Source organism: Streptomyces sp. NPDC006510, from assembly GCF_040611955.1.
In the GTDB taxonomy this organism is placed as follows: domain Bacteria; phylum Actinomycetota; class Actinomycetes; order Streptomycetales; family Streptomycetaceae; genus Streptomyces.
The window spans coordinates 42792-65725 of record NZ_JBEXPH010000010.1 but is presented as its reverse complement, the minus strand read 5'-3'; the positions used below and the strand labels follow the sequence as shown (position 1 = coordinate 65725).

Sequence of the window (22934 nt, the reverse complement as noted above, 5' to 3'; positions counted from 1 at the left end):
GGGGACCTTTCCAACATGTTCCGGGCCCTGATCTATCTCCTGCCTCTGGCGCTGACGATCTACGCGTTCATCGACTGCCTGAACACCCCCGAGGACGAGGCCAAGCACCTGCCGAAGATCGCCTGGGTCTTCATCATCCTGCTGTTCTGGATCGTCGGACCGATCGTCTGGCTGGCCGCGGGCAAGATGCGCCACGCGCCCGCCGGCGGCCGTACGCCGTCCGAATGGCACCGCAACCACCGCTCGGAATGGGTGGCGCCGGACGACAATCCGGACTTCCTGAAGGCGCTGAAGGAAGAGAACAAGAAGGACGAGTCGCTCCTCAAGGACTGGGAGGCCGACCTGCGCCGCCGCGAGGAGGAGCTGAAGCGCCGCGAGAACGGGGAGAGCCCCAGCCCCTCCGGCGAATAGCTCCCGGCCCCATGAACGACGTGGCCGTGCTCGCCACCGCCCTCGCCGGGGCCTGCCCGGCGTGATCCGCCGGACAGGCCCGAGGCCCGCACCGGTCTCGCCGGGCACGACTGGCCGGCCCGGCACGGGGTGGAGGTCGTGCTGCTCGACGACGCCGAATGCGTCGCGCTGACGCGGGAGTTCGTCCGCGACCACCCCGACCTCTGGAACGAGGACATCGGCGTCGGCTGATCCGCCGCCCCGCACCGCCCACCGGTCGTTCGAAATTTCCCTCCTCTCCCCAACACCCGGGCGATATCCTGGTGTTGACGGTGTGACAGATCGGATGGAGCGTCGACGCTGGGGGTGCTGTGGAGAGAGAGCTGTACGGGCGCGAGGCGATTTTCGGCAACGACGGACTTGCGGCGCGCCTGACCGGCCTCACTCCGTACGGCTCGGCCCGGGTCGACTACGAACACCGCGACGATCTCCCGGTCGCCGTGCTGACCGGCGGCCGCGGCATGGGCAAGACGGCCGTGCTCAAGCAACTGCGCCATCTGTACCGGGAGATCACCCCGGTCGCCCTGGTCGACTGCGAGGCCGTCGTGGCGCCCGAGGACGCCGGGCCCGGCTGGACCCCGGTCACCGGGGCGCTGCCGGGGCTCGCCACCCAGCTGACCGCGAAGGTGCATGCCGCGCGGGCGGTGCCGTTCCCCCGGCTGAGCCTCGGGCTGGTGGCGGTCGCCTCCATCTCCTGGACCCGTGAGGACGAGACCCGGGCACGGCGGGACCTCCAGTCGCTCGGCCCGCTGCTGGCGACCGTGGACGGCCGCGGGGACGCGGCGACCGGCTGGGTCACCAAGGTGCTGACGAAGCTGGCCGCCAGTGCCTTCGACTCGGTGGCCCCGATGGCCGGGATGATCGCGGAGGCCACGGTCGAGACGGTCCTGGAGGAATCGTTCAGCCGCTTCCAGCGGCGTTCGGCGGACTGGTACGGGAGCTACCCGCACGCGGGCGGCAACGGCAGGATCGGGCTGCGGCAGCTGGCGGTCGACTTCGAGCGCGGCGGCGATCTGCGCCGCCGGGCCGAGGACCATCTGGTGCTCGCGCTGGCCGCGGACCTGGTCGCGGCCTACGGTGGCCTGGCCTGGGGCGCCCGCCGGGGCCGTCCGGTGCTGCTGGTCGACAACGCGCACACGCCGCTGGGCCGGCAGCTGGTGGAGCCGCTGCTGCGGCAGCGGGCCGCCGGGGTGCGCGACCGGATCGCGGTGTTCGCCTCCTCGCGGGTCCGGGACCACGAGGGGCTGAGCCATGCGGTGCGCCGCCGGCTGCCGGAGGTGGCGCACCGCTCGCACTGGTCCAGGGGTACGGGGGTGACGTCCGGGATCCTGGCCGTGGAGCTGACCCCGCTCAACCCGGAGCAGGTGCGCTCGGCCTTCGACCGGCACGACCGGGCGGGCCGCATCCCGGCCGGGCTGGCCCGTGGTGTGCACCGCCTGACGGGCGGGCGTCCGCTGGCGGTGGAGCTGCTGGCGCTGGCGGCGGGCGAGGCGCCGGAGCCCGCGTCGCTGGTGCCTGGATCGCTGCTGGACTGCACGGTGGAGCTGCGCGAGGACCGGGCACCGGCCCAGGTCGCCGACGAGCTGCTGGCGCGGCTGCTGCCGGGACCCGCGCAGCGGCTGGACTTCCTCGGTGTGCTGGCCGCCGCGCACGGGGAGGACTCGGCGCGGCTGCTGGCGGAGAGCCGGCTGGGCAGGGGGGCGCCGGACGGCGATGTGGCGCTGCGGATGCGCGACGCGCTGCGGGCGGACGACTGGCCGGTCGGGCCCGGTCACTTCGTCGCCGATCCCCTGCTGCGGGCGTTGCTGCTGCACCGCCTGCGGTTCCAGGACGGCGACCATCCGTCCTACGCGGTGTGGCAGGCGGTGCATGTCTCGCTGCGCGGGGCGTACGGCCCCGGCGGTCGCCACCCGAGCGTCCCGCATCTGCTGCACCAGAAGCTGGTGCTGGGCGACGCGGAGCCGTGTGTGGGGCATCTGCGGCTGCGGTTCGACGAACCGGACGTGTCGGCGTGGCTCGAATCGCTGCGCTTCATCGCCTCGGCTCCGTACCCGCGCACCCGCGGATCCGTCGGTTCCGATCCGCGCCGCGCGGTCGCGCTCGGCCGGGCCGACAACGCGGTGCCGAGGGGACTCGAACCGGCGGCCGCGGAACTTCATGTGCAGCTGCGCCGGCTGCTGCACGGCATCTGGCTGCTGTCCGACCCGCTGGCCCTGCCGGACGAAGAGGTGATCGACAAGATGGCGCACGAACTGCGACAACTGTCCGGCAGACATCCGACCGGCAACAGCGTGCTGTGGGACGCGGCGACGCACTGGCCGCGGGACATCAGGGCCTGGCGTCCGCTGTCCATGCCACCGGGAGAGCCGGGCGGGGCCGGAAGCGGGCAGCGGCGACGGCAGGGGAACGGTGGCCCGGATGCGTAATCCACTGCGGTACCACGTCTGGTACACGACCCGGCAGAGGGTCGTCACCTCGGTGCTGGCCGGCGCCCTCGTGATCACGTCCGGCTGGTACGGCATCGGCCGGCTGACCGCCCCCGAGGACCGCTCCTGCGCGAAGGGCGTCGAGCGGCCGCAGGGCAGCCAGGAGTGCATCGGCGTCTCCGGCGACGGCTACGACTTCGGGCGGTCGAAACTGACCGAGGTCGCCGCGGCCATCGCCCGGGAGAACGCCACCCTGAAGCCCGGCCGGTACGCGACGGTCGCGCTGCTGCTGCCGCTGACGTCGACGGACGGGGCGATGCAGACGAAGATGCAGCGCGAGCTCCAGGGCGCGTTCGCCGAGCAGTACCGGGCCAACCATCTCTCCAACGATCAGGTGCCGAAGATCCGGCTGGTGCTCGCCAACACCGGGAAGAACAACCTGCTGTGGCGGCCGGCGGTGGACCGGCTGAAGAGGATGACCGGGGCCCCGGACAACCTCCGGGCCGTCTCGGGCGTCGCCACCAGCAGTACGCAGATCAAGTCGGCGGTCAAGGAGCTGACCGCCGCGCACATCGCGGTCGTCGGCACCACGATCACCGCCGACGACATCGCCAACGGCGCGAAGGGCGATCCGTTCCCCGGCCTGGCGCGGGTCTCGCCGACCAACCGGGACGAGGCGCGCGCCCTGGCCCACTTCGGCCAGGTCGAGGCGGACAAGACGCTGCTGGTGCAGGACACCCGCACCGGGGACCACTACACGGACACCCTGCGGACCGCCTTCACCGAGCTGGTGAAGGGCACGCGGTACCAACCGGAGCTGTTCACCTCGCGCAGTGACCCCAACGACGAGGGCACCACGGCCAACACCTTCCAGCAGATCACGCACCTGATCTGCGACACGGACGCGGAGACGGTGTTCTTCGCGGGGCGCCACGTCCAGCTGCGGCAGTTCATCAACGCGCTCGGGGCCCGCGGCTGCCAGCAACGCGCGTTCACGGTCCTGACCGGCGACGAGGGCTCGTACCTCGGCAGCGACAAGAAGCTCGACCGGGGCGCACTGCGCCGGAAGGTGACCGTCCGCTACGCCTCGCTGGCGCACCCGGACACCTGGACGGCCGGGCGGAAGGGCGGGGCGACGACGGGCGGTTCCCCGGCGGACTACCGCAACTTCCTGGACCTGCTGGCCACGGTGTCGAAGAAGCCCGCGGGCCCGATCGGCCCGACGGATCACCAGGCCCTGACCGACGGCCAGGTCATCATCGCGCACGACGCGATGACGCTGGCTGTGCACGCCATCCGGCAGGCGACCCCGGAGGACGAGCGGCTGCCGCGGCTCGCGGACGTGGGCGAGCAGTGGCCGCGGGTGAAGGGCTCGCTGATGGTGCCGGGGGCCGGTGGCTGGATCTGCCTGGACAACCACGGCAACCCGTACAACAAGGCGGTTCCGGTGGTGGAGCTGGCGCCCGAGGGTGCCAGTCAGCGGTTCGTGACGATCGCCTGGCCGGAGGGCAGGCCGCCGGACCCGAAGTGCCTGCCGCCGTCCTCGGCGCCATGACGCGTCACCGCGAGCGGCGCCGGGCCTCGGCCGCCACGTACTCCTCACGCAGCCCGGCCCACCGGACCGGGGTCCACTTCGACCAGTCGGCGGGGTATCCGTCGAGCGCGTCCACGAGGTAGCGGAAATGGTCGTGCCAGCCCGCCAGACAGTCGAGGCGCAACTCGTCGTCGCCCCTGAACTCATTGGTGAACCGCAGCACCACATGGTCGCCGCGCGGAGGTTCCAGGTGGAAACGGATGCGGCCGTGGAGACCTTCGAGGGTGTATTCGGCGACCCGCTCGACGTCCCAGGCGGTGACGGTGCCGGAGGCGACCGTGGCGCGCCCCTCCTGGTCGGTGTTGAGCCAGCGCAGCGTGATCGCCCCGCCCACCCGCGGTTCGAAGAGGTCGGCGGCGGCCAGCCAGCCGGGCAGCCCCCCGGAACTGGCAACGGCTGCCCACACCCGCGGAACGGAGTGGGGCAGCCGTAGCGTGAACCTCAGGGTGTGCAGGTCACCATGGGTCTCGCTGGTGCCGTGCTCGATGGCGGCGGTCGCGTCGGTCATGCTTCCAGCGTGGCCCGGTGGTACGGAATCCGCACCCCTGGACCGATCGGGTCAGACGCCGGCGTAGGAGTGCTTGCCGGTGACGAAGATGTTCACGCCGTAGTAATTGAAGAGCCAGCAGCCGAAGGCGATCAGCGCCAGGTACGCGGCCTTGCGGCCCTTCCAGCCGGCGGTGGCGCGGGCGTGCAGGTAGCAGGCGTACGCGACCCAGGTGATGAAGGACCAGACCTCCTTGGGGTCCCAGCCCCAGTAGCGGCCCCAGGCGTCGCCGGCCCAGATGGCGCCCGCGATGATCGTGAACGTCCACAGCGGGAAGACCGCGGCGTTGATGCGGTACGAGAACTTGTCGAGCGAGGCGGCGGCGGGCAGCCGGGAGAGCACGGACCGGGCGAACGAACCGGGCTGCCCGCCGTTCGCGAGCTTGCTCTCGTAGCTGTCGCGGAAGAGGTAGAGCAGGGTGGCGACCGCGCCGATGTAGAAGACGGCGCCGCACAGGATGGCGGTGGAGACGTGGATCCACAGCCAGTACGAGTGCAGCGCGGGCACCAGCTGGTCACTGTCGGTGTAGAGCCACGTGGTCGCGATACCGAGGTCCAGCAGGACGGTGGTGACCAGGAGCAGCCCCATCCAGCGGACGTTCTTCTTCAGCGCGAGGAGGGTCAGGTACGCGCCGACCGCCACCGTGGAGAAGGTGATGGAGAACTCGTACATGTTGCCCCAGGGGGCACGCTGCACGGACAGCGCGCGGGCGATGACTCCACCGGCCTGTACGAGGAAGGCGAGCACGGTCATGGAGACCGCCATCCGCCCGTACAGATCGCCCTTGAACGTGCCGCCGGCCGCACCGGGCCCGTCCGGTACGTCGCGGGAACCGGCCGCGGACCGCGTGACGATCTTCGGGCGGTCCAGTACTACGGTGCCGCCGCCCTGCTGCGCGACCCGCACCTTCACCGAGTCACCGGCGCCCGCGTCCGCGGCCCCGGTCAGCGCGGCGGCGGTGCGGCCGACCTTGCTGCGGCTGCCGAACACCCACTCCGCGATGTGCGCGAAGAAGGCCAGGGTGTAGACGGCCATCGACGAATAGATCAGCACATTGCTGGTGTGCGCCAGGTTCTCGTTGGTTGCGGCGGCGAGATTCACTTCTCAGCCCCTTCGGCAGGTTCTTCGGAGGATTCTTCGACGGAGTCGGAATCGGGTTCGGGGGATGAATCGGGCGCTGTGGGCGCCGAGGCGATGAGCGTGACCGCGAGATCGGCCAGCTCCTCGGGAAGCTTCGCGGACTCGCTGCGGCCGAGACCCGCCATTTCGACGACCGTGACGCCGTCCGCACCGCGTACCGCCCGCACCCAGACCCGGCGCCGCTGGATGAACAGCGAGCCCGCGAGCCCGGCGATCGCGGCGACGGCTCCGGTGAGCGCCCAGCCGCTGGCCGGCTGCTCCGAGATCTGGAAGCTGGCCCACTCCTGGATGCCTTCGAAGGTGATGGAGCCCGCGCCGTCGGGCAGCTTCATCGTCTCGCCGACCAGCAGGCGCTGCTTGAGCTGCTTGCCGTCGGCGTCCTTGAACTCCGTCATCTTGGACTTGTCCAGCTGGTACACGTTCTGCGCCAGCCCGGAGTCGGGTCCGAGGTAGCCGTGGAAGCCGTTGAGGGCCAGTACGGGCATGTCGGGGGCCGGGAACTGCGAGAACATCGTGCCCTTGCCGCTGCCCGCGAAGGTCGGCACGAAGAACGCCTGGAAGCCCAGCTGGGTCTTCTTGCCGTTCTTGTCGCGGTAGCCGTCGAAGACCTTGATCGCACCGGTCGAGGTGACGTTGTTGTCGATGGGCAGCAGCGGCACCGCGTTCCGGTAGACCTCCTTGCCCTTGCCGTCCTTGACGGAGATGACCGGCGCGTAGCCGTGCGCGTTGAGATAGACCTTGGTGCCGTCGACGACGAGGGGCTCGTTGACCTTGATGACGGTCTTCTGCGGCTTGCCGTACGCGCCCTTCTCGTACGTCACATGGGCCTCGTAGGTCCTGGGCGTACCGATCTGGGGGCCGCTGCGCTCGTACGTGCCGATGAACTTGTCGAGCTTGAAGCTGAACGGGGCGAGCGAGTCGGTGTCGAAGAGCGAACCGGACTTGAAGTCGTCGTACTGGGTGAGCGTGTTGGAGAAGCCGTCGCCCTCGACGATCAGCTTGCCGCCCTCGGACTTGTAGAGCTGCCCGACGGCGAACGCCACCAGCATCACGATCAGGGCGACGTGGAAGACCAGGTTCCCGGCCTCGCGCAGATAGCCCTTCTCCGCGGCGACCGCGTCGCCCACGGTGTGTGCGCGGTAGCGCCGCTTGCGCATCATCGCGAGCGCGGCCTCGCGGACCTGCTCGGGCTCGGCCCCGGTGCGCCAGGTGGTGTACGCGGGCAGCCTGGTCAGGCGCTTGGGGGCGCCCGGCGGCCGGCTGCGCAGCTGGCTGATGAACTGGCCGGTGCGCGGCACGATGCAGCCGATGAGCGAGACGAACAGCAGGATGTAGATCGCGGAGAACCACACCGAGCTGTAGACGTCGAAGAACTGGAGCTTCTCGTAGATCGGCGAGACGGTGGTGTGGGCCTTCTTGAAGGTCTCCACCTTCAGCTCGTCCACGCTGTTCTGCGGGATCAGCGAGCCGGGGATGGCGCCGAGCGACAGCAGGAAGAGCAGGATCAGCGCGACCCGCATCGAGGTGAGCTGCCGCCAGAACCAGCGGACCCAGCCGATGACGCCCATGGCCGGCAGCCCGGCCGGGCTCTCCTCGCGCGGGGCGGTGGAGAGCTGGGAGCCGGCCGCGCCCAGTTCGCGGGCGTTCTCCCGGTCCTGCTCGTCCCGGGCCGCCCGCTCGTCCCGGCGCTCGCGCTCCGGGGCGGGGGGGTTGGACTTGGTGTTGCTCATGGAACTCAGATCCCCACCGTGAAGCCGTCGGACCAGCCCTGCAATTGCTGCATCATCGTGCCCCACGCGCCGGTCAGCAGGAGGAGACCGGTCACGATCATCATGACGCCGCCGATGCGCATGACCCAGGCGTAGTGCCGCTTGACCCAGCCGAACGCGCCGAGCGCCTTGCGGAAGGCGACGGCGGCGAGCACGAAGGGGACGCCGAGCCCGAGGCAGTACGCGACGGTCAGTATCGCCCCACGTCCGGCGGTGCCCTGCTCCATGGCGAGCATGCTCACCGAACTGAGCGTCGGGCCGAGGCACGGGGTCCAGCCGATCCCGAAGAGGGCGCCGAGCAGCGGTGCGCCCGCCAGCCCGGTCACCGGCCTCTTGTGGATACGGAACTCACGCTGCGTCATCCAGGGCATCAGGCCCATGAAGAAGATCCCCATCAGGATCATCAGCACGCCGAGCACCTTGGTGAGGAACCCGCTCTGCTCCTGGAGGGTCTGGCCGAAGAAGCCGAAGAGCGCGCCGCCGGAGACGAACACGGCGGTGAAGCCGAGCACGAAGAGCGAGGCGCCCGCGACCATCCGCCCGCGCCGGGCCTGCGCCAGGTCCGTGCCGCTGACCCCGGTGACGTAACTGAGGTAACCAGGGACGAGCGGCAGGACGCACGGCGAGAAGAACGAGACGAGCCCGGCGAGTACGGCGATGGGCAGGGCGACCAGCAGGGCCCCGCTCATGACGGTCTCGTTCTGGCCGGCGACGGCGAGGGCGATCACCTGATCACTTCTCCGCGATCAGCGGGTCGATCATCTTGTGCAGCTTCTCGGAGTCGAGCGCGGTCAGGGAACGGGCGGCGATCTTCCCGTCCCGGTCCAGCACCACGGTCGACGGAATGGCCTGCGGACGCAGCGTGCCCTTGGGGAAGCGGAGCATGAGCTTGCCGGTCGGGTCGAAGAGGCTCGGGTAGGGGACGCCGTAGTCCTTCTCGAAACTCACCGCGGGGCCCTTCTTGGCGTCCCGGGTGTTGATCCCGACGAACTGGACGCCCTTGTCCTTCGTCTCCTTCGCCACTCGCGAGAAGTACTGGGCCTCAAGACGGCAGGGCCCGCACCACGAGCCCCACATGTTCAGCACGACGACCTTGCCCTTGTAGTCGGCGACGTCGAGCTTCTTGCCGTCGAGGGTCTCGCCGTCCAGCTTCGGGGCGGCCTTGCGGTCGCCCTTCGCCACGGTGGAGATGCCGCCACTGCCCGTGACGAAGTTCGTGTTGCCGCCGCCTCCGGCCTTGTTGCCGTCCCCGCCGCACGCGGTCAGCGTGAGGGCGAGTGCGACGGCCGCAGCGGGGGCGGCGAGCAGGGTGAAGCGGCGTCGGGGTGCGCGGCCATAGCTCATGTGAAAAGTTTCGCATGGCGGTTTCGGCGATCTCGGGCACCCCCCTCGGTGCCCGTAAAGCCCGTTGTCAGGCCTGTTTAAAGAAGGTGTTCCAGCCGCCTTCGGGTGACTGTCCGACCTCCAGTGTGCGGAGCTTGTCGAGCACGGCCGGAGTCTGGACGTCGAGCCAGTCGACGAACTGCCGGAAGGAGACGAGGCGCACATCCGGCTTCCCCGCGATTTTCTTGATCACCGCCTCGACGGCGTCCATGTAGATGCCGCCGTTCCACTCCTCGAAGTGGTTTCCGATGTAGAAGGGCGCGCGATTCGTCGAGTACGCGCGGTTGAAACCGGCGAGATACGACTGGGTGGCCTGCTCGCGCCATTCGGGATAGCGCGAGGGCATGCCCTTGGTCGAATTCAGCGACTGGTTGGCGAGGATGTTGTAGTCCATCGAGAGGACTTCGAAGGTGTGCCCCGGGAACGGCATGGCCTGGAGCGGCAGATCCCAGACACCCTCCCGCTTCTTGGGCCAGACCTGGGTGCCACCCGGCGAGCTGGCGTCGTAGCGCCAGCCGAGCCTGCTCGCCGTGGGCAGCAGATTTTCCTGGCCGAGCAGACAGGGGGCGCGACCGCCGATCAGTTCCTTGCGGTAGTCGAAAGGCAGCGGATCGAGGTCGGTCCAGCCGGTGTTCGTGCGCCATTCGGTGACGAAGGAGACCGCCTGATCGATTTCGTTGCGCCACTGCGCGGACGACCAGTTCGCGACCGAGCCGGAACCGCTGCAGAAATGCCCGTTGAAGTGGGTTCCGATCTCGTGCCCGTCGAGCCATGCCTGACGGACGTTCTTCAGCGTCTCCTTGATGTGACCGTCGGTGAGATAACCGATGTCGGAAGCGCCGACCGGGTTGTTGGGCGGCCGGTACATGGACTTCTTCGACTCGGGCAGCAGATAGATCCCGGACAGGAAGAAGGTCATCGCCGCGTCATGATCCTTGGCGAGTTCCAGAAAGCGCGGGAAGAGTCCGTTGCCGACCTCGCCCGCCCCGTCCCAGGAGAAGATCACGAACTGCGGCGGCGTCTGCCCGGGCTCCAGCGGAACCGGCTTGGCGGGCTGGTGCGGCTGCTTTCCGGTGTCCGCGGTGGAACCGTCCCCGATCTTCCGGACGTCCTTCTTCCCGGGCCCGGCCTCCCGGGTGCTTCCGTCGGCCCCTTTCTCCCCCGTGGCCCCCGACCGGTCCGTACCGGAGGAGCCGAAGACGCCGCAGCCCGCCACTCCGACGGCGGCGGCGGCCCCAAGCCCGGCTCCGAGCAGACCCCTTCGGCTGATGTCGCGCATTAGTACCCCATCTGCGGTCGTTTTGCCTTAAGTCCATACAAACTGGCGAAGGCTTAGATGGTGGAATCAACACGGGGGTTCCGCCGATTAACACATAATTCTTTGAGGGACCAGACCCCCAGCCGTTCCCGAACACATGACCTAGCAGGTGGCACGAGGTGGGAGCAGCGCTCAACCACCACCGAAGACAGCAATCGCCGGACGGGCGACCAATCACCGGGCAGGCGAAAAATCACCGCGCGGGTGAAGAATCGCCGGACGGGCGAAAAAATCAAGCCCGTCCGGCGATTGAGGACAAAACATCGACCAGGGACAAACCGGCACCCGGCAACCAGGAACCCCGACGGACCGGGCCCGGGGCCCCCGCACCCCGCCCCGCCTCCGCCGGCCCCGTGGGCCGACTACGCGCCGAACGCCTTCGACTTCCCCTTCACCGGCTTCGCCCCGGCCCGCAGATGCGCCGGCACCAGGTCCCGGGCCGGCTCCGTGTACCCGACCGACACGATCTTGTCGCCCTGGTACGTGAAGCTCGTCAGCGAGGCGAGGATGCACTGCCGCTTGCGCGGGTCGTGCCACAGCCGCCGCCGCTCGACGAAGCTCCGCACGATCCAGATCGGCAGCTGGTGGCTGACGCACACCGCCTCGTGACCGCGCGCCGCGTCGCGCGCGGCGTCCAGCGCGCCCATCATCCGGACGACCTGCTCGATGTACGGCTCGCCCCACGACGGCCGGAACGGGTTCGTCAGGTGCCTCCAGTTGTCCGGCTTGCGCAGCGCGCCGTCACCGACGCCGAAGGTCTTGCCCTCGAAGACGTTGGCCGCCTCGATGAGCCGCTCGTCGGTGGCCAGGTCCAGGCCGTGCGTCTTGGCGATCGGTGTGGCCGTCTCCTGGGCGCGCTCCAGCGGGGAGGCGACGACATGGGTGATGTCACGGCCCGCCAGGTGCTCGGCGACCCGGTCGGCCATCTGCCGGCCGAGCTCGGAGAGGTGGTAGCCGGGGCGGCGCCCGTAGAGCACGCCCTCCGGGTTGTGCACCTCTCCGTGCCGCATCAGATGGACGACGGTGATGTCCTTGTCCTTGCGGCTTCCGTCGTCCTCGCGGCTTCCGTTCTCGCTCATGCGATGGCCTCCGAAGCGGCACGGGCGGCGGCGGGCAGTGCGGCGGCGATGCGCTCGACGGCCTGTGTGTCGTGGGCGGTGGAGACGAACCAGGACTCGAAGGCCGACGGCGGGAGGTAGACGCCCTGCGACAGCAGCGAGTGGAAGAAGGCGGTGAAGCGGAAAGCTTCCTGCCGCTTGGCGTCCTCGTAGTTCCGCACCGGCCGGTCGGTGAAGAAGACGGAGAACATGTTGCTCGCCGCCTGCACGGTGTGCGCCACGCCCTCCTTGGCCAGCGCCTCGCTGACCAGACCGCGGATCTCCGCGGAGACCGCGTCCACCTTGGCGTACGCCGCGTCGTCCAGCAGCCGCAGCTGGGCGAGACCGGCGGCGGTGGCGATGGGGTTCCCGGAGAGGGTGCCCGCCTGGTAGACGGGGCCGGCCGGGGCGAGGTGCGCCATCACGTCCGCCCGCCCGCCGAAGGCCGCGGCCGGGAAGCCGCCGCCCATGACCTTGCCGAAGGTCATCAGGTCGGGCCGCACCCCGTCGACACCGAACCAGCCGGCCTTCGACGTACGGAACCCGGTCATGACCTCGTCGGAGATGTAGAGCGCACCGTTGGCGGCGCAGAGCTCCTTGAGCCCGGCGTTGAAACCGTCCAGCGGCGGCACGACGCCCATGTTGCCCGGCGACGCCTCGGTGATCACACAGGCGATCTCGCCGGGGTGCGCGGCGAACGCCTCGCGGACGGCGTCCAGATCGTTGTACGGCAGCACGATCGTGTCGCCGGCCTGCGCACCGGTGACCCCCGGGGTGTCCGGAAGGCCGAAGGTCGCGACCCCGGAACCGGCGGCGGCGAGCAGCGCGTCGACGTGGCCGTGGTAGCAGCCGGCGAACTTCACCACCTTGGCCCGGCCGGTGAACCCGCGGGCGAGCCGGATCGCGGACATGGTCGCCTCGGTGCCGGAGGACACCAGTCGCACCTGTTCCACGGGCTCGACCCGGGCCACGATCTCCTCGGCGAGCGCGACCTCGCCCTCACCGGGCGTACCGAACGAGGTGCCGCGGGCGACAGCCTCCTGGACTGCGGCGATGACCTCCGGGTGGGAGTGGCCGAGGATCATCGGCCCCCACGAGCACACGAGGTCGACGTACTCACGGCCGTCGGCGTCCGTGAGGTACGGACCGCTGCCGGACACCATGAAGCGGGGCGTACCGCCCACGGCCCGGAAGGCACGGACGGGGGAGTTCACGCCGCCGGGCGTCACGAGGGACGCGCGGTCGAAAAGCGTCTGCGAAACTGGGGCGTCATAGGGAAAGCTCACACAAGCCATGGTGTCAGAGCCACGGACGGTCTTGCGGACAGGTGTTTCACCGCACGCCCGTGGGGGAGGTCACTGACACGATGATCGGGTTGCGCGGCGGGGGCTGTGTCTCCTAAGTAGTAGTCGGGTGGATGAGATATGCATCGCGGTGGCGGAGTGGGCGAAGGGACCGACGATCTGGGGCCCGAGCCTGCCCGGCGGGGTCGGCACCGGCGTGAGGCGGAGCGCGAGCAAGGCATACAGGCCGGTGGGGCGCAAGGTGGCGGAGCCGGAAGCAGGAGTGGTGGCCGGGTGGGGGTGACCTACAAGTACTTCGGTGCCCCCGACGGGGCCACCGCGGCACGCGTGCCCATTTCGATGCGCCCCGAGGAGCTCGGCGGCGACGAGCTGGGCACGGGCGGCATGTTCACCAAGATCAAGCCGGAGACGGTGGCGGCGATGGTCCTCACCGGAATACAGGGCGTACCCCTGCACAGGGTCCCCCCGCTCGAACTGGTCGTGCTGCACCCCGACTACGCGGTGGTCAAGCTTCCGATGACGGTCGTCGACCCGCTGCGCGGCGTCGGCGAGGAGTCGGTGGGGGCCGCGGCGTTCATCTGGTCCACGGTCCCGGACCGCGGGGGCCCGCGCGACGCGTTCAACGTCTACCAGCTCCTGCACGAGTGGCAGGACTTCTCGCACCGGCTGCACGACGCGGGGCATCAGGCGTACTGCCTGGTCTGGCCCTGACCGTCCGGCCCTGGCCCGGGGGCCCCGGCACACGGCTGCGGCGCGGCGTCCTCGGGCGAGGATGCCGCGCCGCAGTCGTCCCGCATGAAGGGGTCAGGCGGCCACGGAAGCGGCCGAGCGCACTTTGCCGACGACGTCGGTGAGCGCGGTGACGACCTCGGTGTCGTCGGCGGGGTGGGTGTCGGCGAAGCGCGTCAGGGAGCCGGGGATGGACAGCTTGACGTCCTCCAGGACCACGGCGCCCGCGATCCCGACGGACTTGCGGGCGTCGTCCTGCGCCCAGACGCCGCCGTACTGGCCGAAGGCGGTGCCGACCACGGCGACCGGCTTGCCGGAGACGGCGCCGGCACCGTACGGACGGGACAGCCAGTCGATGGCGTTCTTCAGGACGGCCGGCATGGTGCCGTTGTACTCGGGCGAGAACAGCAGGAACGCGTCGGCCTGGGCCGCCACCTCACGCAGCCGGGCGGCAGCGGCCGGGACGCCGCCCTCGACGTCGATGTCCTCGTTGTAGAAGGGCACCTCGGCCAGGCCCTCGAAGAGCTCGATCACGGCCCCCTCCGGGGCGTGCTTGGCGGCGGCTTCGGCGAGCTGACGGTTGTGCGAGCCGGCGCGGAGGCTGCCAACGAGCGCGAGGATGCGTACAGACATGGGAACTCCCGGGAGGCGGAGAAACAGGTACAACGAATAAGTCGAATCAAGCGGACCGTGGTCCGTTTAAAGTTGTACCAGCTAAGCGGACCACGGTCCACTTATTCTTTCCGGGCGCTACGCTGAGACCATGACCGGCCCCGATACCCCTCCGCCGAGGAGGCCCGAACCAGGAGAAGCGCGGACGCCCCTCCCGCTCGCCCCGACCGACGGACCCCCGCAACTACGGGCGGACGCGGCCCGCAACCGCACGCTCCTGCTGGACGCCGCGTCCCGGCTCCTGGCCGGGTGCGGGGCGGCGGACCTGACCATGGAGTCGGTGGCCGCTGCGGCGGGGGTGGGCAAGGGAACCGTCTTCCGGCGCTTCGGCGACCGGGCCGGACTCCTGCTCGCGCTCCTGGACCACCGGGAGCGGCAGCTCCAGGCCGCCTTCCTCTCCGGCCCGCCGCCGCTGGGCCCGGACGCCCCCGCGGCGGAACGGCTGCATGCCTTCGGGCCCGCCGTCCTGCGCCACGAACGCGATCACCACCCGCTGATCCTGGCCAGCCGGACCGACCCGCTGCGCAACTACTCCGTCCCGGCGCTCCATCTGCGCATCAACCACATCGCCATGCTGCTGCGGCAGGCGAACGTACCCGGCGATCCGGAACTGCTCGCACACACCCTGCTCGCCTCCGTCGACACCGCCCTCGTCCATCACCTCACCACCGAGCGCGGCATGCCGCTGGAGCGCCTGGAGGAGGCCTGGCACCACCTGGTCAACCGCCTCGGGGCCGTCGCCTAGGGACCGCCCAGGTCGATGCCGAGCACCACGGCACAGCCATCCACCCCGACCGGGCGTCCCCGCCCCCGGCCCCACCTCACGGGATCCCGGAAATCACCGGAAATACAAACTTTGCCGCTAAAGCCTCATCAACACTCATACCGCCCGCTATACCGCCATGGCGGTACTTGATACATGCTGGAGAGACATCGACAGTTCCCGATCCCCGGGGGTCAGATGTCCACCCAGACGCTCACCGACACGGTGGTGACCGGCCTCGTCGCCGACGCCACCGCCGCACCGTCCATGCACAACGCCCAGCCCTGGCTCTTCCGCTACGGCCGCGGCAGCCGCACCCTCGCCCTCCGGGCCGACTTCGAGCGCGCGATGCCGGAGGCCGATCCCTCCACCCGCGCGCTTCACATCGGCTGCGGCGCGGCCCTGCTGAACCTGCGGGTGTCCGCCGCCCACCACGGCCTGGGGGCGGACACCACGCTGCTGCCCAACCCGTCGGATCCGGCGTTCCTGGCCGCCGTACGCCTCGAAAGCCGCCCCGACGCCTCCCGCGGGCAGGCCGACGAAGCGCTCCGCGCTCTCCACCCCGCGATCGCGGACCGGCACACCAGCCGCTACCCGTTCGACGAGCAGGCGGTCCCCGACGACGTCCGCGCACGTCTCGTACGCGCGGCCCGGACCGAGGGCGCGGACCTCGCGTTCCTGACCGCGACCCATCTGGACACCGTGCTCGAACTGATCCGGGACGCCGAGGGATACGACCGCGGCGACCCGGCGCGGGACGCGGAGCAGCGGCACTGGGTCCGGTACACGAAGACCGACGCGCCGGTCGACGGAATCCCCGACTACGCCTTCGGCCCCCGCGATGCCTCCGAGAGAGCGACCAACCGCGATTTCACCGGCACCGCAGCCCTCGCCGACCGGACCCGCGTCCTGTTCGAGAACCGGCCCCAGCTGGCCCTGCTGAGCACCGAGCACGACCACCCGGTGGACTGGCTGCGCGCCGGTCAGGCGCTGGAACGCGTCCTGCTGACCGCGACGCTGGACGCGGTGTCCACCTCGTTCGCGACCCAGCCCCTCGAATGGCCGGACCTGCGCTGGATCCTGCGCGACCCGGTCCACGGCCACGGTCACCCCCAGATGATCATCCGCCTGGGATACGGGCCCACCGGGCCACGGACACCGCGCCGCCCCTTGGACCGGGTACTGACGATCGAACCGTAGGAGCGACCGGAAGAAGCGCCGGAGGAAACCGGCCGGCAGAACCGAGCAGAGAAGGCGGTGGGAGTGATGCGGCTCCCGGTAGTCGTCGGAGTGGACGGATCGGAGGGCAGTCTGCGGGCCCTGGACTGGGCCGCGGCGGAAGCCGCACGCTCCCGGCGCCCCCTGCGCGTCGTGCACGCATCGCTGTGGGAGCACTACGAGGGTCTGCGGCCCACCGCCGACACCGGGCGTCCCGCCGAGCAGATCCTCGCCGAGCATCTCGTCGCCTCGGCCCGGGACCGCGCGCAGGACCTCAGGCCCGAGGTGAGCGTGGTGGCCGACGTACAGCCCGAGGACCCGGTGGCCGCACTCGTACGGGAGAGCCACGAGGCGGCGCTGGTCGTGCTGGGCTCCCGGGGCCGCGGCCGGATCGCGGGAATGCTCCTGGGCTCCGTCGGCCTCGCGCTCGCCGGCCGGTCCCACTGCCCGGTCGTGGTGATTCCGGCGGTGCAGCCGCGCACACCGGCGGAACCCGGCCGTGTCGTCGTCGGGATCAGCGACGCCACCAGCCCGTCGGCCGCCGCCGTCTTCGCCCTGGCCCAGGCCGCATCGCGCCACGGCGAGCTCACCGCCGTACGCGCCTGGCGCCGCCCCGCGCACGAGCTCCTGAGCCATCCGCCCTTCCCGGGCGCCCCCGCTTCCCCGCACCGTCGGCAGGCCGAGGAACACCTCGAAGAGGTCCTGAAGGCGCTGAAGGCTCCGCAGCCGCAGGAGGGGGACGAATCCGGCACCGTCATCCACCGGTCGGTCGCGCGGGGGCCGGCGCACCAAGTACTGATCGAAGCCGCCGAGGACGCCGAACTCCTGGTCGTCGGTGCCCGGCGGAGCAGCGGATGGCACGGACTCCAACTGGGCCCGGTCAACCACGCGGTGCTGCATTACGCGCCCTGCCCGGTCGCCGTCGTCCCGGATACGTACCACGGCTGACCCAGGAACACCCCTTACGGTTCTCCTCGTACCGATGCACTCACGTTCGAGTCGACGCACTCACGTACTGAGGGGGAGGGCCCGTCCCATGGCCGATGCCGCCGCACGCCTTGTCACCACGCTCGCCGCACCGCTGGACCGTGCGCGGGACGCGGCAGACGCCCCGCACCTCCTGTGGTGGCCGGTCGCACCGCCCGCGTCCGGCGGCGGACGGCCGGCAGACGACCGGCGCCTGCTCGTCCAGCGCGGCGACACCGAGCTGGTCGCCGTCGCCCCCGGCACCCCTGGCGCGGCGCCGGTCCGCTTCCCCGCGCCCTGGCCCCGCGGCTTCGGCACCTGCACGGTGGCTCCGGGCAGTGATCTCGCCGTCTTCACCGGGGTGCACGCGGTGCGCGCGGTGGACCCGACGGGGGCGGTGCGCTGGGAGGTCGGGCACGGCTGCTGGGACGGCAGTTGCCGCACGCTGCACACCACGTACGAGGAGTACGCGTCCGATCACAACCATCTGTACGCGGACAGCGGCTCGGCCGTGTTCTCCGCGGACGGGACGCTCGTGTGGGCCCACATCCGCGGCCCCGTCGCCGCGGCCGGTCCCGACCCGGAAGCTCTGGACGAGTGGCTGGTCATCGACGCCGCCGACGGACGGGTGCTCGGCCGGGCGGAGACGGAGACGGTGGCGGCCGGTTCACATCATGTCCCGCATCCCGACCCCGCCCGGATGGGGCTGAGCGTCGGCGAGGGCCAGGACGGGGTGCCGCTGCGCTGGGGCCGGTGGGACGGCGAGAAGCTCTCCGTCGAGCAGTTCTGCAACGACGAACGGATTCTGACGGCGGTGAGCCCCTCGGGCGAACGCTTCCTGACGGTGACTCATTACGAGGAGATGCTCGGCGTGCACCGGGTCGACGACGGTTGCGTACTGTCCGAACTCGACGCCGGGCACGCCGTCCCCCGCCACCCCGAGGCCGATCCCGACGACCGGGACGCCGACGAGACGCTCTGGGACTACGAGTGCGGCTTCCTGGACGAGGAGACCGTCATCGCCGGTACGTCGGAGCGGGACGAGGAGTACGGCGAGCAGCGCCACTGGCTGGTGAGCACGGCCGGGGAGCAGCTGCGGGTGATCGCGCGGATCACGTACCCGTTCCCGATTTCCGGAGCGCCCACGGCACTCGGTGACGGCACCTGGTACACGGTGTCGGAGGCGGGCGACGCACTGCATGTGTGGAGCCGATAGACCACCGGAGCCGGGTGGGACCGGGACCGGGTCGGGGCAGCGGGTCGGGGCGGGACCGGGAGCGCCGGACACCCGCCCCGCAGCCGACGACGTCAGGCGCCGGGCGGCCGCCAGCCGGGATCACGGCCGGTCAGCGCCAGCACCTCCTCGAAGGGGCCGGCCCCGTCCGGCACGGGGTGGGGCTCGCCGAACACCTTCGCCTCCCGGGCCATCGGAGCCATCGCCGCCAGCCCTGGGCCGATCTCGCTCAGCACGGACTCGTCCGGGGTGAACTCCTGGCCGGTGGCCCGCGCCAGGTCCCAGGCGTGGACGGTCAGATCGCCCAGCACCATGTTTCCGACGGTCCTGGCCGGGAGGCCCATGGATCCCGCGGTCCCCTCGTCCGCGCCGGGCACGGCCCAGGCCGCCACCAGCTTTGCCGTCTCCTCGCCGAAGCGGGCCCGCCAGTCCCCGGTGACGACGTCCGGCGCCTCACCGAAGTCGGTCTCCTCCCTGGCCGCCAGGGCCTGGAAGTTGACGATCACTTGGAAGAGGTGGTTGATCAGGGCCCGTACGTCGTACTCCGCGCACGGCGTGGGGGCTTCGAGGCTGTTGTCGTCGATCCCCTCCAGCACGGTCACGGCCGGTCCGACAGCCGTCTCCAGCAACTCGCTGATCTTCGTCATCCCTCGACGATGCACGACGGGGCGGCCCGGCGCTTGAAGAAACGCGACATCGCCCGCACCGGCGGTCCGCGCACCATAGGATCGCCGCCATGGCCGGTCCTCGACGCGACACCCGGGGCATCGTCGGCGCCCCTGAGTTCTTCACCCAGGTACGTTTCCGCCGCCGCGAACCCGCCGCCGAACTGCGGCCCTACCTGGAGCACTACTGGCTCATCGACTGGGACCTGACCGAGCCGTACGTCTCCCACCTGGTGCCGCACCCGTCCGTGAACCTGGTCTTCCAGCGGTACGAGGGCGATGCCGGGCCGGCCCGTACGGGCGACGCCGGGTTCGCGGAGATCTCGGGCATCGGGCTGGAACTCTTCACGCAGAAGCTGGAGGGCCGGGGCCGGGTCTGCGGGGTGCAGTTCCGGCCCGGCGGATTCCGGCCGTTCGCGCCGGACCGGCCGGTCTCGGAATGGACGGGGCGGCGGCTCCCCGCCGACGAGGTGTTCACCCCGCCCGCCCCGCCGTCGGACGTCCTGGGCCCGGCGGACGAGGACGCGCGGGTGGCGGCGCTCGACACGTACCTGCTGGCGCTCGGCCCGGAACCGGACCCGCAGGCCGAGCGAGCGATGGCCCTGGTCGACCTGGTGCGCACGGACCGAACGGTGCGCCGGGTCGACGAACTCGCCCGCATCGAGGGGCTGTCGTCGCGCTCGCTCCAGCGGCTCTTCGCCGCGTACGTCGGCGTCGGCCCCAAGTGGGTCATCCTGCGCTACCGCATCCACGAGGCGCTGGAACGGGCCGAGGCGGACCCGCAGGTGGACTGGGCGGCACTCGCGGCGGAGCTCGGCTACAGCGACCAGGCCCACCTGATCCGGGACTTCACGGCCACGGTCGGCGTACCCCCGACGGCCTTCGCCCCGCACTGATCGCCCTGGCGCCGGCCGCCCTGACGCCCGCCCGGGGCCCGTCCACCGCCGGAACCCGCCAATTGCCGTTCGCCGCCCCGGTGTCAGTGCTGCGTCCTACAGTTCCGGTATGGAACGCACCCCTTCGTCGTCCGTACGGATCGAGCCCTGGTCGGACGCCGACCTGGAGCTGCTCCGCCGTGCCAACGCACCGGAGCTGATGAACCACCTGGGCGGACCCGAGTCGGAGGACCAGCTCATAGCGCGTCACGGGCGCTACGTGGGCCTGAGCGCGGACCGCACGGGCCGGGGCAGGATGTTCCGCATCGCCTTGTCGGACGGGGCCGACGCCGTGGGCACGATCGGTTTCTGGGAGCGGACCTGGCAGGGCCAGGAGGTGTACGAGACGGGGTGGGCCGTGCTCCCCGAATACCAGGGACTGGGCATCGCGACGGCCGCGACGACGGCCGTCGCCGGGCAGGCCCGGGCCGAGCGCAAGCACCGCTTTCTGCACGCCTACCCGTCCGTGGGGAACGCCGCGTCGAACGCGGTGTGCCGCAAGGCGGGCTTCACGCTGATCGGCGAGTGCGACTTCGAGTACCCGCCCGGCCATGCGCTGCTGACGAACGACTGGCGGCTGGACCTCAGGGAGGACGCTGACCTCGACGGAGAACGCTGATCTCGGCGGAGGGCGCTGATCTCGGCGGAGACGCTGTTCCCGGCAGAGGACGCCGGTCTCGGCCGGGTGCCCGAACTCGGCCGCGCTCAGTCCGGATCGAGGGCCTTGTCGAAGTTGAACGCGACGATGTCCATCCGCTCCCGCAGATAGAAGCGGTGGGCGTCGGTGCGGTGCGTGCCCGAGTCCAGGTTGAGATACCGGCAACCCGCCTGCCTGGCCCGCTCTTCGAGATGCCCGAGGAGCCGATGGCCGACGCCCGTGGAGCGGGCGGCTTCGGCGGTCACCAGATCGTCGACGTACAGCTTCCGGATCTGGCTGGTGTTGTCGATGATGCGCCACCCGGCCGCCCCCACGCAGACGCCCTCGCCGTCGTAGGCGGCACTGAACCGCAGGCCTTGGGCGTACCCCTTCTCGTACACCTCCCGGAAGAGTTCCTCGGTGAGGTGCGGGCGGAGCTCACGCAGGACGGGAAGCAGTTCGCCGGCCAGGCGGGCATCGCCGGGTTCGAGATCGATGATCTTCATACCGGAACTGTAGGCCGGGGCAGGAGCTGCGCGCTGCCCCTTGCGCACCCGCTCCATCCATCGATCTAATGCCTGAAGGCCAATAACCCATTAGCGCGAGCAACCCATTGGCTTCACCTTCGATTTCATCGAGTGACGGGGGGCGACCCGATGCTGCTGGCACACATCAGCGATCTGCATCTCGACGGCACCGACCGGGCCACGGACCGGGCCCACCGAGTGGTGACATACCTCAACTCACTGACCAGACAGCCGGATGCGGTCCTGGTCACCGGCGACATCGCGGACCACGGCGCCCCCGACGAGTACGCGGAGGCGGCCCGACTGCTGGCCGGACTGACCGCCCCCGCCCTCCCGTGCCCCGGCAACCACGACGACCGGAGCGCCTACCGCAAGGTCCTGCTGGCCGGCGAACCGGACGACGGGGCGCACCCGACCGCACCCGTCAACCGGCTGTGCCGCAGCCGTACCCGTAGCCGACCCGCGCACCGGATCACGGGCCCGGCCGACGGCCCGCAACGTTCGAAAACGTTTGACGGCCCGCCCCCGCCTCCTGGATATTTATCTGCGCCACACAGCTTATTCGTATCGCAGCCATATCCTCAGAGGGGATTCCTCCACCATGACCACTCTCGTCACCGGATGCCGTGGCCGTATCGGCTCCACACTCGTCTCGCTGCTGCACCGCGACGGCCACGCCGTCCGCGCGTCCTCGCGCACCCCCGAAGACCTCGCAGCCACGGCCACCGCACTGCCCGCCGACGTACCGGTCGTGGCCTGCGATCTCGGCGATCCGGCCACCTTCGGGGCCGCCCTGGACGGCGTCGACTCGGTCTTCCTCTACGCCGATCCGTCCGGCATCGACGCGTTCCTCTCCGCGGCCGAGGCCGCCGGGGTCGGCCACATCGTGCTGCTCTCCTCCAGCTCGGTCCTCGCCCCGGATGCCCAGGACAACCCGATCGCCGCCTCCCACCACGCGGTGGAGCAGGCCCTCATGGCCTCGCCCATCACCACGACGCTGCTCCGGCCGGGCGCCTTCGCGAGCAATGCGTACCAGTGGGCGCAGTCGGTACGGACCCACGGCTCCGTCGACCTCCCCTACCCCAACAGCCACACCAGCCCCATCGACACAACGGACATCGCCGAGGCCGCCGTCGCCGTTCTCACCTACGCCCGGCTGCAGGGCGCGGCGTACCACCTGACCGGCCCCGAATCGCTCACCGCCGCCGAACAGGTCGGCCTGCTGGCGGCCGCGTCCGGGCGCCCCATCACCGTCAACACCGTGACCGGGGCGGCCTGGAAGGAGTCCGTGGCCGCCTTCCTGCCCGAGCCGTTCGCCGACGCGCTGCTCGCGTACTCGGCCGCCTCGGACGGCACCCCGGCCGAGGTGACCGGCGACACCGAGAGGCTGACCGGCCACCCGGCCCGCACCTTCGCCGCCTGGACGGAGGAACACGCCGACGCCTTCCGCCCCTGAGCCCGCGCCGCACCCGACGCACCCGACGCACCCGACGCACCCGACGCACCCGACGCACCCGACGCACCCGACAACCGAAACCCCCTGGCTGACAGACCCCGGCC

At 70.8% G+C, this 22934-nt stretch carries 22 protein-coding genes and 2 pseudogenes; 13 read left to right on the top strand and 11 right to left on the bottom strand.

Going from position 1 to position 22934, the window contains the following annotated elements:
• The first annotated feature begins 15 nt into the window (after positions 1–15).
• The 4 genes and pseudogenes from ABZY11_RS05635 to ABZY11_RS05620 all read left to right on the top strand — a co-directional run bounded on the left by ABZY11_RS05635 (position 16) and on the right by ABZY11_RS05620 (position 4431).
• Positions 16–411, top strand: a complete 396-nt coding sequence (locus ABZY11_RS05635; protein WP_356477878.1) for a PLD nuclease N-terminal domain-containing protein — start codon at positions 16–18, stop codon at positions 409–411.
• Between the two features lie 102 nt (positions 412–513).
• A pseudogene (locus tag ABZY11_RS05630) lies at positions 514–642 on the top strand (nucleoside deaminase); the annotation flags it as partial.
• Between the two features lie 119 nt (positions 643–761).
• Positions 762–2876: a hypothetical protein gene (locus ABZY11_RS05625; RefSeq protein ID WP_356477877.1), complete on the top strand. Its 2115-nt coding sequence runs from the start codon at positions 762–764 to the stop codon at positions 2874–2876.
• On the top strand, positions 2869–4431 hold the full coding sequence (locus ABZY11_RS05620; protein WP_356477876.1) for a hypothetical protein: 1563 nt from the start codon (positions 2869–2871) through the stop codon (positions 4429–4431). The genes ABZY11_RS05625 and ABZY11_RS05620 overlap by 8 nt, the downstream gene beginning before the upstream one ends.
• Positions 4432–4435: 4 nt before the next feature.
• On the opposite strand, the gene ABZY11_RS05615 is transcribed toward ABZY11_RS05620, so the two are convergent.
• The 8 genes from ABZY11_RS05615 to hemL all read right to left on the bottom strand — a co-directional run bounded on the left by ABZY11_RS05615 (position 4436) and on the right by hemL (position 13010).
• Positions 4436–4978 carry a hypothetical protein gene (locus ABZY11_RS05615; RefSeq protein ID WP_356477875.1) on the bottom strand — a complete coding sequence of 181 codons (543 nt, stop codon included), beginning with the start codon at positions 4976–4978 and terminating at the stop codon, positions 4436–4438.
• Positions 4979–5029: 51 nt separating this feature from the next.
• On the bottom strand, positions 5030–6118 hold the full coding sequence (ccsB, locus tag ABZY11_RS05610; protein ID WP_356477874.1) for a c-type cytochrome biogenesis protein CcsB: 1089 nt from the start codon (positions 6116–6118) through the stop codon (positions 5030–5032).
• Entirely contained in the window at positions 6115–7887 is a 1773-nt protein-coding gene (locus tag ABZY11_RS05605; protein ID WP_356477873.1) for a cytochrome c biogenesis protein ResB, read from the bottom strand. The genes ccsB and ABZY11_RS05605 overlap by 4 nt, the downstream gene beginning before the upstream one ends.
• Before the next feature lie 5 nt (positions 7888–7892).
• Positions 7893–8615 carry a cytochrome c biogenesis protein CcdA gene (locus ABZY11_RS05600; protein ID WP_356477904.1) on the bottom strand — a complete coding sequence of 241 codons (723 nt, stop codon included), beginning with the start codon at positions 8613–8615 and terminating at the stop codon, positions 7893–7895.
• A 43-nt stretch (positions 8616–8658) separates the two neighbouring features.
• The gene (locus ABZY11_RS05595; RefSeq protein WP_356477872.1) at positions 8659–9270 is read right to left on the bottom strand and encodes a TlpA disulfide reductase family protein; all 612 of its coding nucleotides are present in this window, start codon (positions 9268–9270) and stop codon (positions 8659–8661) included.
• Positions 9271–9337: 67 nt separating this feature from the next.
• Entirely contained in the window at positions 9338–10588 is a 1251-nt protein-coding gene (locus tag ABZY11_RS05590; protein ID WP_356477871.1) for a hypothetical protein, read from the bottom strand.
• Positions 10589–10989: 401 nt separating this feature from the next.
• The gene (locus tag ABZY11_RS05585) at positions 10990–11706 is read right to left on the bottom strand and encodes a histidine phosphatase family protein (RefSeq protein ID WP_356477870.1); all 717 of its coding nucleotides are present in this window, start codon (positions 11704–11706) and stop codon (positions 10990–10992) included.
• Positions 11703–13010 carry a glutamate-1-semialdehyde 2,1-aminomutase gene (gene hemL / locus ABZY11_RS05580; protein WP_356477869.1) on the bottom strand — a complete coding sequence of 436 codons (1308 nt, stop codon included), beginning with the start codon at positions 13008–13010 and terminating at the stop codon, positions 11703–11705. Before hemL ends, ABZY11_RS05585 begins: the two co-directional genes overlap by 4 nt.
• Before the next feature lie 138 nt (positions 13011–13148).
• Here hemL and ABZY11_RS05575 point away from each other — a divergent pair, with 138 nt between their 5' ends.
• Positions 13149–13739 carry a hypothetical protein gene (locus ABZY11_RS05575; protein WP_356477868.1) on the top strand — a complete coding sequence of 197 codons (591 nt, stop codon included), beginning with the start codon at positions 13149–13151 and terminating at the stop codon, positions 13737–13739.
• A 93-nt stretch (positions 13740–13832) separates the two neighbouring features.
• Here ABZY11_RS05575 and ABZY11_RS05570 read toward each other — a convergent pair whose 3' ends face one another.
• Positions 13833–14390: an NAD(P)H-dependent oxidoreductase gene (locus ABZY11_RS05570; RefSeq protein ID WP_356477867.1), complete on the bottom strand. Its 558-nt coding sequence runs from the start codon at positions 14388–14390 to the stop codon at positions 13833–13835.
• A gap of 130 nt (positions 14391–14520) precedes the next feature.
• Here ABZY11_RS05570 and ABZY11_RS05565 point away from each other — a divergent pair, with 130 nt between their 5' ends.
• From ABZY11_RS05565 to ABZY11_RS05550, 4 genes are all read left to right on the top strand, one after another.
• Complete coding sequence (locus tag ABZY11_RS05565) at positions 14521–15174, top strand: TetR/AcrR family transcriptional regulator (RefSeq protein WP_356477866.1); 654 nt, start codon at positions 14521–14523, stop codon at positions 15172–15174.
• Between the two features lie 216 nt (positions 15175–15390).
• Complete coding sequence (locus ABZY11_RS05560) at positions 15391–16392, top strand: nitroreductase (protein ID WP_356477865.1); 1002 nt, start codon at positions 15391–15393, stop codon at positions 16390–16392.
• A 66-nt stretch (positions 16393–16458) separates the two neighbouring features.
• A complete protein-coding gene (locus ABZY11_RS05555) occupies positions 16459–17358 on the top strand; it encodes a universal stress protein (protein WP_356477864.1) in 900 nt (299 codons plus the stop codon).
• Positions 17359–17446: 88 nt separating this feature from the next.
• A complete protein-coding gene (locus tag ABZY11_RS05550) occupies positions 17447–18592 on the top strand; it encodes a hypothetical protein (protein ID WP_356477863.1) in 1146 nt (381 codons plus the stop codon).
• A gap of 92 nt (positions 18593–18684) precedes the next feature.
• Here the strand turns inward: ABZY11_RS05550 and ABZY11_RS05545 are convergent, their stop codons facing one another.
• Positions 18685–19257 carry a TIGR03086 family metal-binding protein gene (locus ABZY11_RS05545; protein ID WP_356477862.1) on the bottom strand — a complete coding sequence of 191 codons (573 nt, stop codon included), beginning with the start codon at positions 19255–19257 and terminating at the stop codon, positions 18685–18687.
• Between the two features lie 89 nt (positions 19258–19346).
• Here ABZY11_RS05545 and ABZY11_RS05540 point away from each other — a divergent pair, with 89 nt between their 5' ends.
• Together ABZY11_RS05540 and ABZY11_RS05535 are read left to right on the top strand one after the other, a co-directional pair.
• Positions 19347–20171 carry a helix-turn-helix domain-containing protein gene (locus tag ABZY11_RS05540; RefSeq protein ID WP_356477861.1) on the top strand — a complete coding sequence of 275 codons (825 nt, stop codon included), beginning with the start codon at positions 19347–19349 and terminating at the stop codon, positions 20169–20171.
• Positions 20172–20280: 109 nt separating this feature from the next.
• On the top strand, positions 20281–20829 hold the full coding sequence (locus ABZY11_RS05535) for a GNAT family N-acetyltransferase (protein WP_356477860.1): 549 nt from the start codon (positions 20281–20283) through the stop codon (positions 20827–20829).
• Positions 20830–20915: 86 nt separating this feature from the next.
• On the opposite strand, the gene ABZY11_RS05530 is transcribed toward ABZY11_RS05535, so the two are convergent.
• Positions 20916–21353 carry a GNAT family N-acetyltransferase gene (locus tag ABZY11_RS05530; RefSeq protein ID WP_356477859.1) on the bottom strand — a complete coding sequence of 146 codons (438 nt, stop codon included), beginning with the start codon at positions 21351–21353 and terminating at the stop codon, positions 20916–20918.
• A 150-nt stretch (positions 21354–21503) separates the two neighbouring features.
• Between ABZY11_RS05530 and ABZY11_RS05525 the strand changes: the two are divergent.
• Positions 21504–21758, top strand: a pseudogene (locus ABZY11_RS05525) (metallophosphoesterase); the annotation flags it as partial.
• A gap of 217 nt (positions 21759–21975) precedes the next feature.
• Positions 21976–22830 (top strand): NAD(P)H-binding protein, encoded by an 855-nt coding sequence (locus ABZY11_RS05520; RefSeq protein ID WP_356477858.1) that lies wholly within the window; start codon positions 21976–21978, stop codon positions 22828–22830.
• The last annotated feature ends 104 nt before the right edge of the window (positions 22831–22934 follow it).

What these genes read in the sequence shown, in the direction of transcription:
- ABZY11_RS05635 (WP_356477878.1), top strand. Translation starts at nt 16, where the DNA reads ATGTTCCGGGCCCTGATCTATCTCCTGCCTCTGGCGCTGACGATCTAC.
- ABZY11_RS05575 (WP_356477868.1), top strand. Translation starts at nt 13,149, where the DNA reads ATGCATCGCGGTGGCGGAGTGGGCGAAGGGACCGACGATCTGGGGCCC.
- ABZY11_RS05555 (WP_356477864.1), top strand. Translation starts at nt 16,459, where the DNA reads ATGCGGCTCCCGGTAGTCGTCGGAGTGGACGGATCGGAGGGCAGTCTG.
- ABZY11_RS05560 (WP_356477865.1), top strand. Translation starts at nt 15,391, where the DNA reads ATGTCCACCCAGACGCTCACCGACACGGTGGTGACCGGCCTCGTCGCC.
- ABZY11_RS05570 (WP_356477867.1), bottom strand. Translation starts at nt 14,390, where the DNA reads ATGTCTGTACGCATCCTCGCGCTCGTTGGCAGCCTCCGCGCCGGCTCG.
- ABZY11_RS05540 (WP_356477861.1), top strand. Translation starts at nt 19,347, where the DNA reads ATGGCCGGTCCTCGACGCGACACCCGGGGCATCGTCGGCGCCCCTGAG.
- ABZY11_RS05620 (WP_356477876.1), top strand. Translation starts at nt 2,869, where the DNA reads ATGCGTAATCCACTGCGGTACCACGTCTGGTACACGACCCGGCAGAGG.
- ABZY11_RS05590 (WP_356477871.1), bottom strand. Translation starts at nt 10,588, where the DNA reads ATGCGCGACATCAGCCGAAGGGGTCTGCTCGGAGCCGGGCTTGGGGCC.
- ABZY11_RS05535 (WP_356477860.1), top strand. Translation starts at nt 20,281, where the DNA reads ATGGAACGCACCCCTTCGTCGTCCGTACGGATCGAGCCCTGGTCGGAC.
- ABZY11_RS05550 (WP_356477863.1), top strand. Translation starts at nt 17,447, where the DNA reads ATGGCCGATGCCGCCGCACGCCTTGTCACCACGCTCGCCGCACCGCTG.
- ABZY11_RS05595 (WP_356477872.1), bottom strand. Translation starts at nt 9,270, where the DNA reads ATGAGCTATGGCCGCGCACCCCGACGCCGCTTCACCCTGCTCGCCGCC.
- ABZY11_RS05565 (WP_356477866.1), top strand. Translation starts at nt 14,521, where the DNA reads ATGACCGGCCCCGATACCCCTCCGCCGAGGAGGCCCGAACCAGGAGAA.
- ABZY11_RS05530 (WP_356477859.1), bottom strand. Translation starts at nt 21,353, where the DNA reads ATGAAGATCATCGATCTCGAACCCGGCGATGCCCGCCTGGCCGGCGAA.
- ABZY11_RS05585 (WP_356477870.1), bottom strand. Translation starts at nt 11,706, where the DNA reads ATGAGCGAGAACGGAAGCCGCGAGGACGACGGAAGCCGCAAGGACAAG.
- ABZY11_RS05605 (WP_356477873.1), bottom strand. Translation starts at nt 7,887, where the DNA reads ATGAGCAACACCAAGTCCAACCCCCCCGCCCCGGAGCGCGAGCGCCGG.
- ABZY11_RS05600 (WP_356477904.1), bottom strand. Translation starts at nt 8,615, where the DNA reads ATGAGCGGGGCCCTGCTGGTCGCCCTGCCCATCGCCGTACTCGCCGGG.
- ABZY11_RS05545 (WP_356477862.1), bottom strand. Translation starts at nt 19,257, where the DNA reads ATGACGAAGATCAGCGAGTTGCTGGAGACGGCTGTCGGACCGGCCGTG.
- ABZY11_RS05520 (WP_356477858.1), top strand. Translation starts at nt 21,976, where the DNA reads ATGACCACTCTCGTCACCGGATGCCGTGGCCGTATCGGCTCCACACTC.
- ABZY11_RS05615 (WP_356477875.1), bottom strand. Translation starts at nt 4,978, where the DNA reads ATGACCGACGCGACCGCCGCCATCGAGCACGGCACCAGCGAGACCCAT.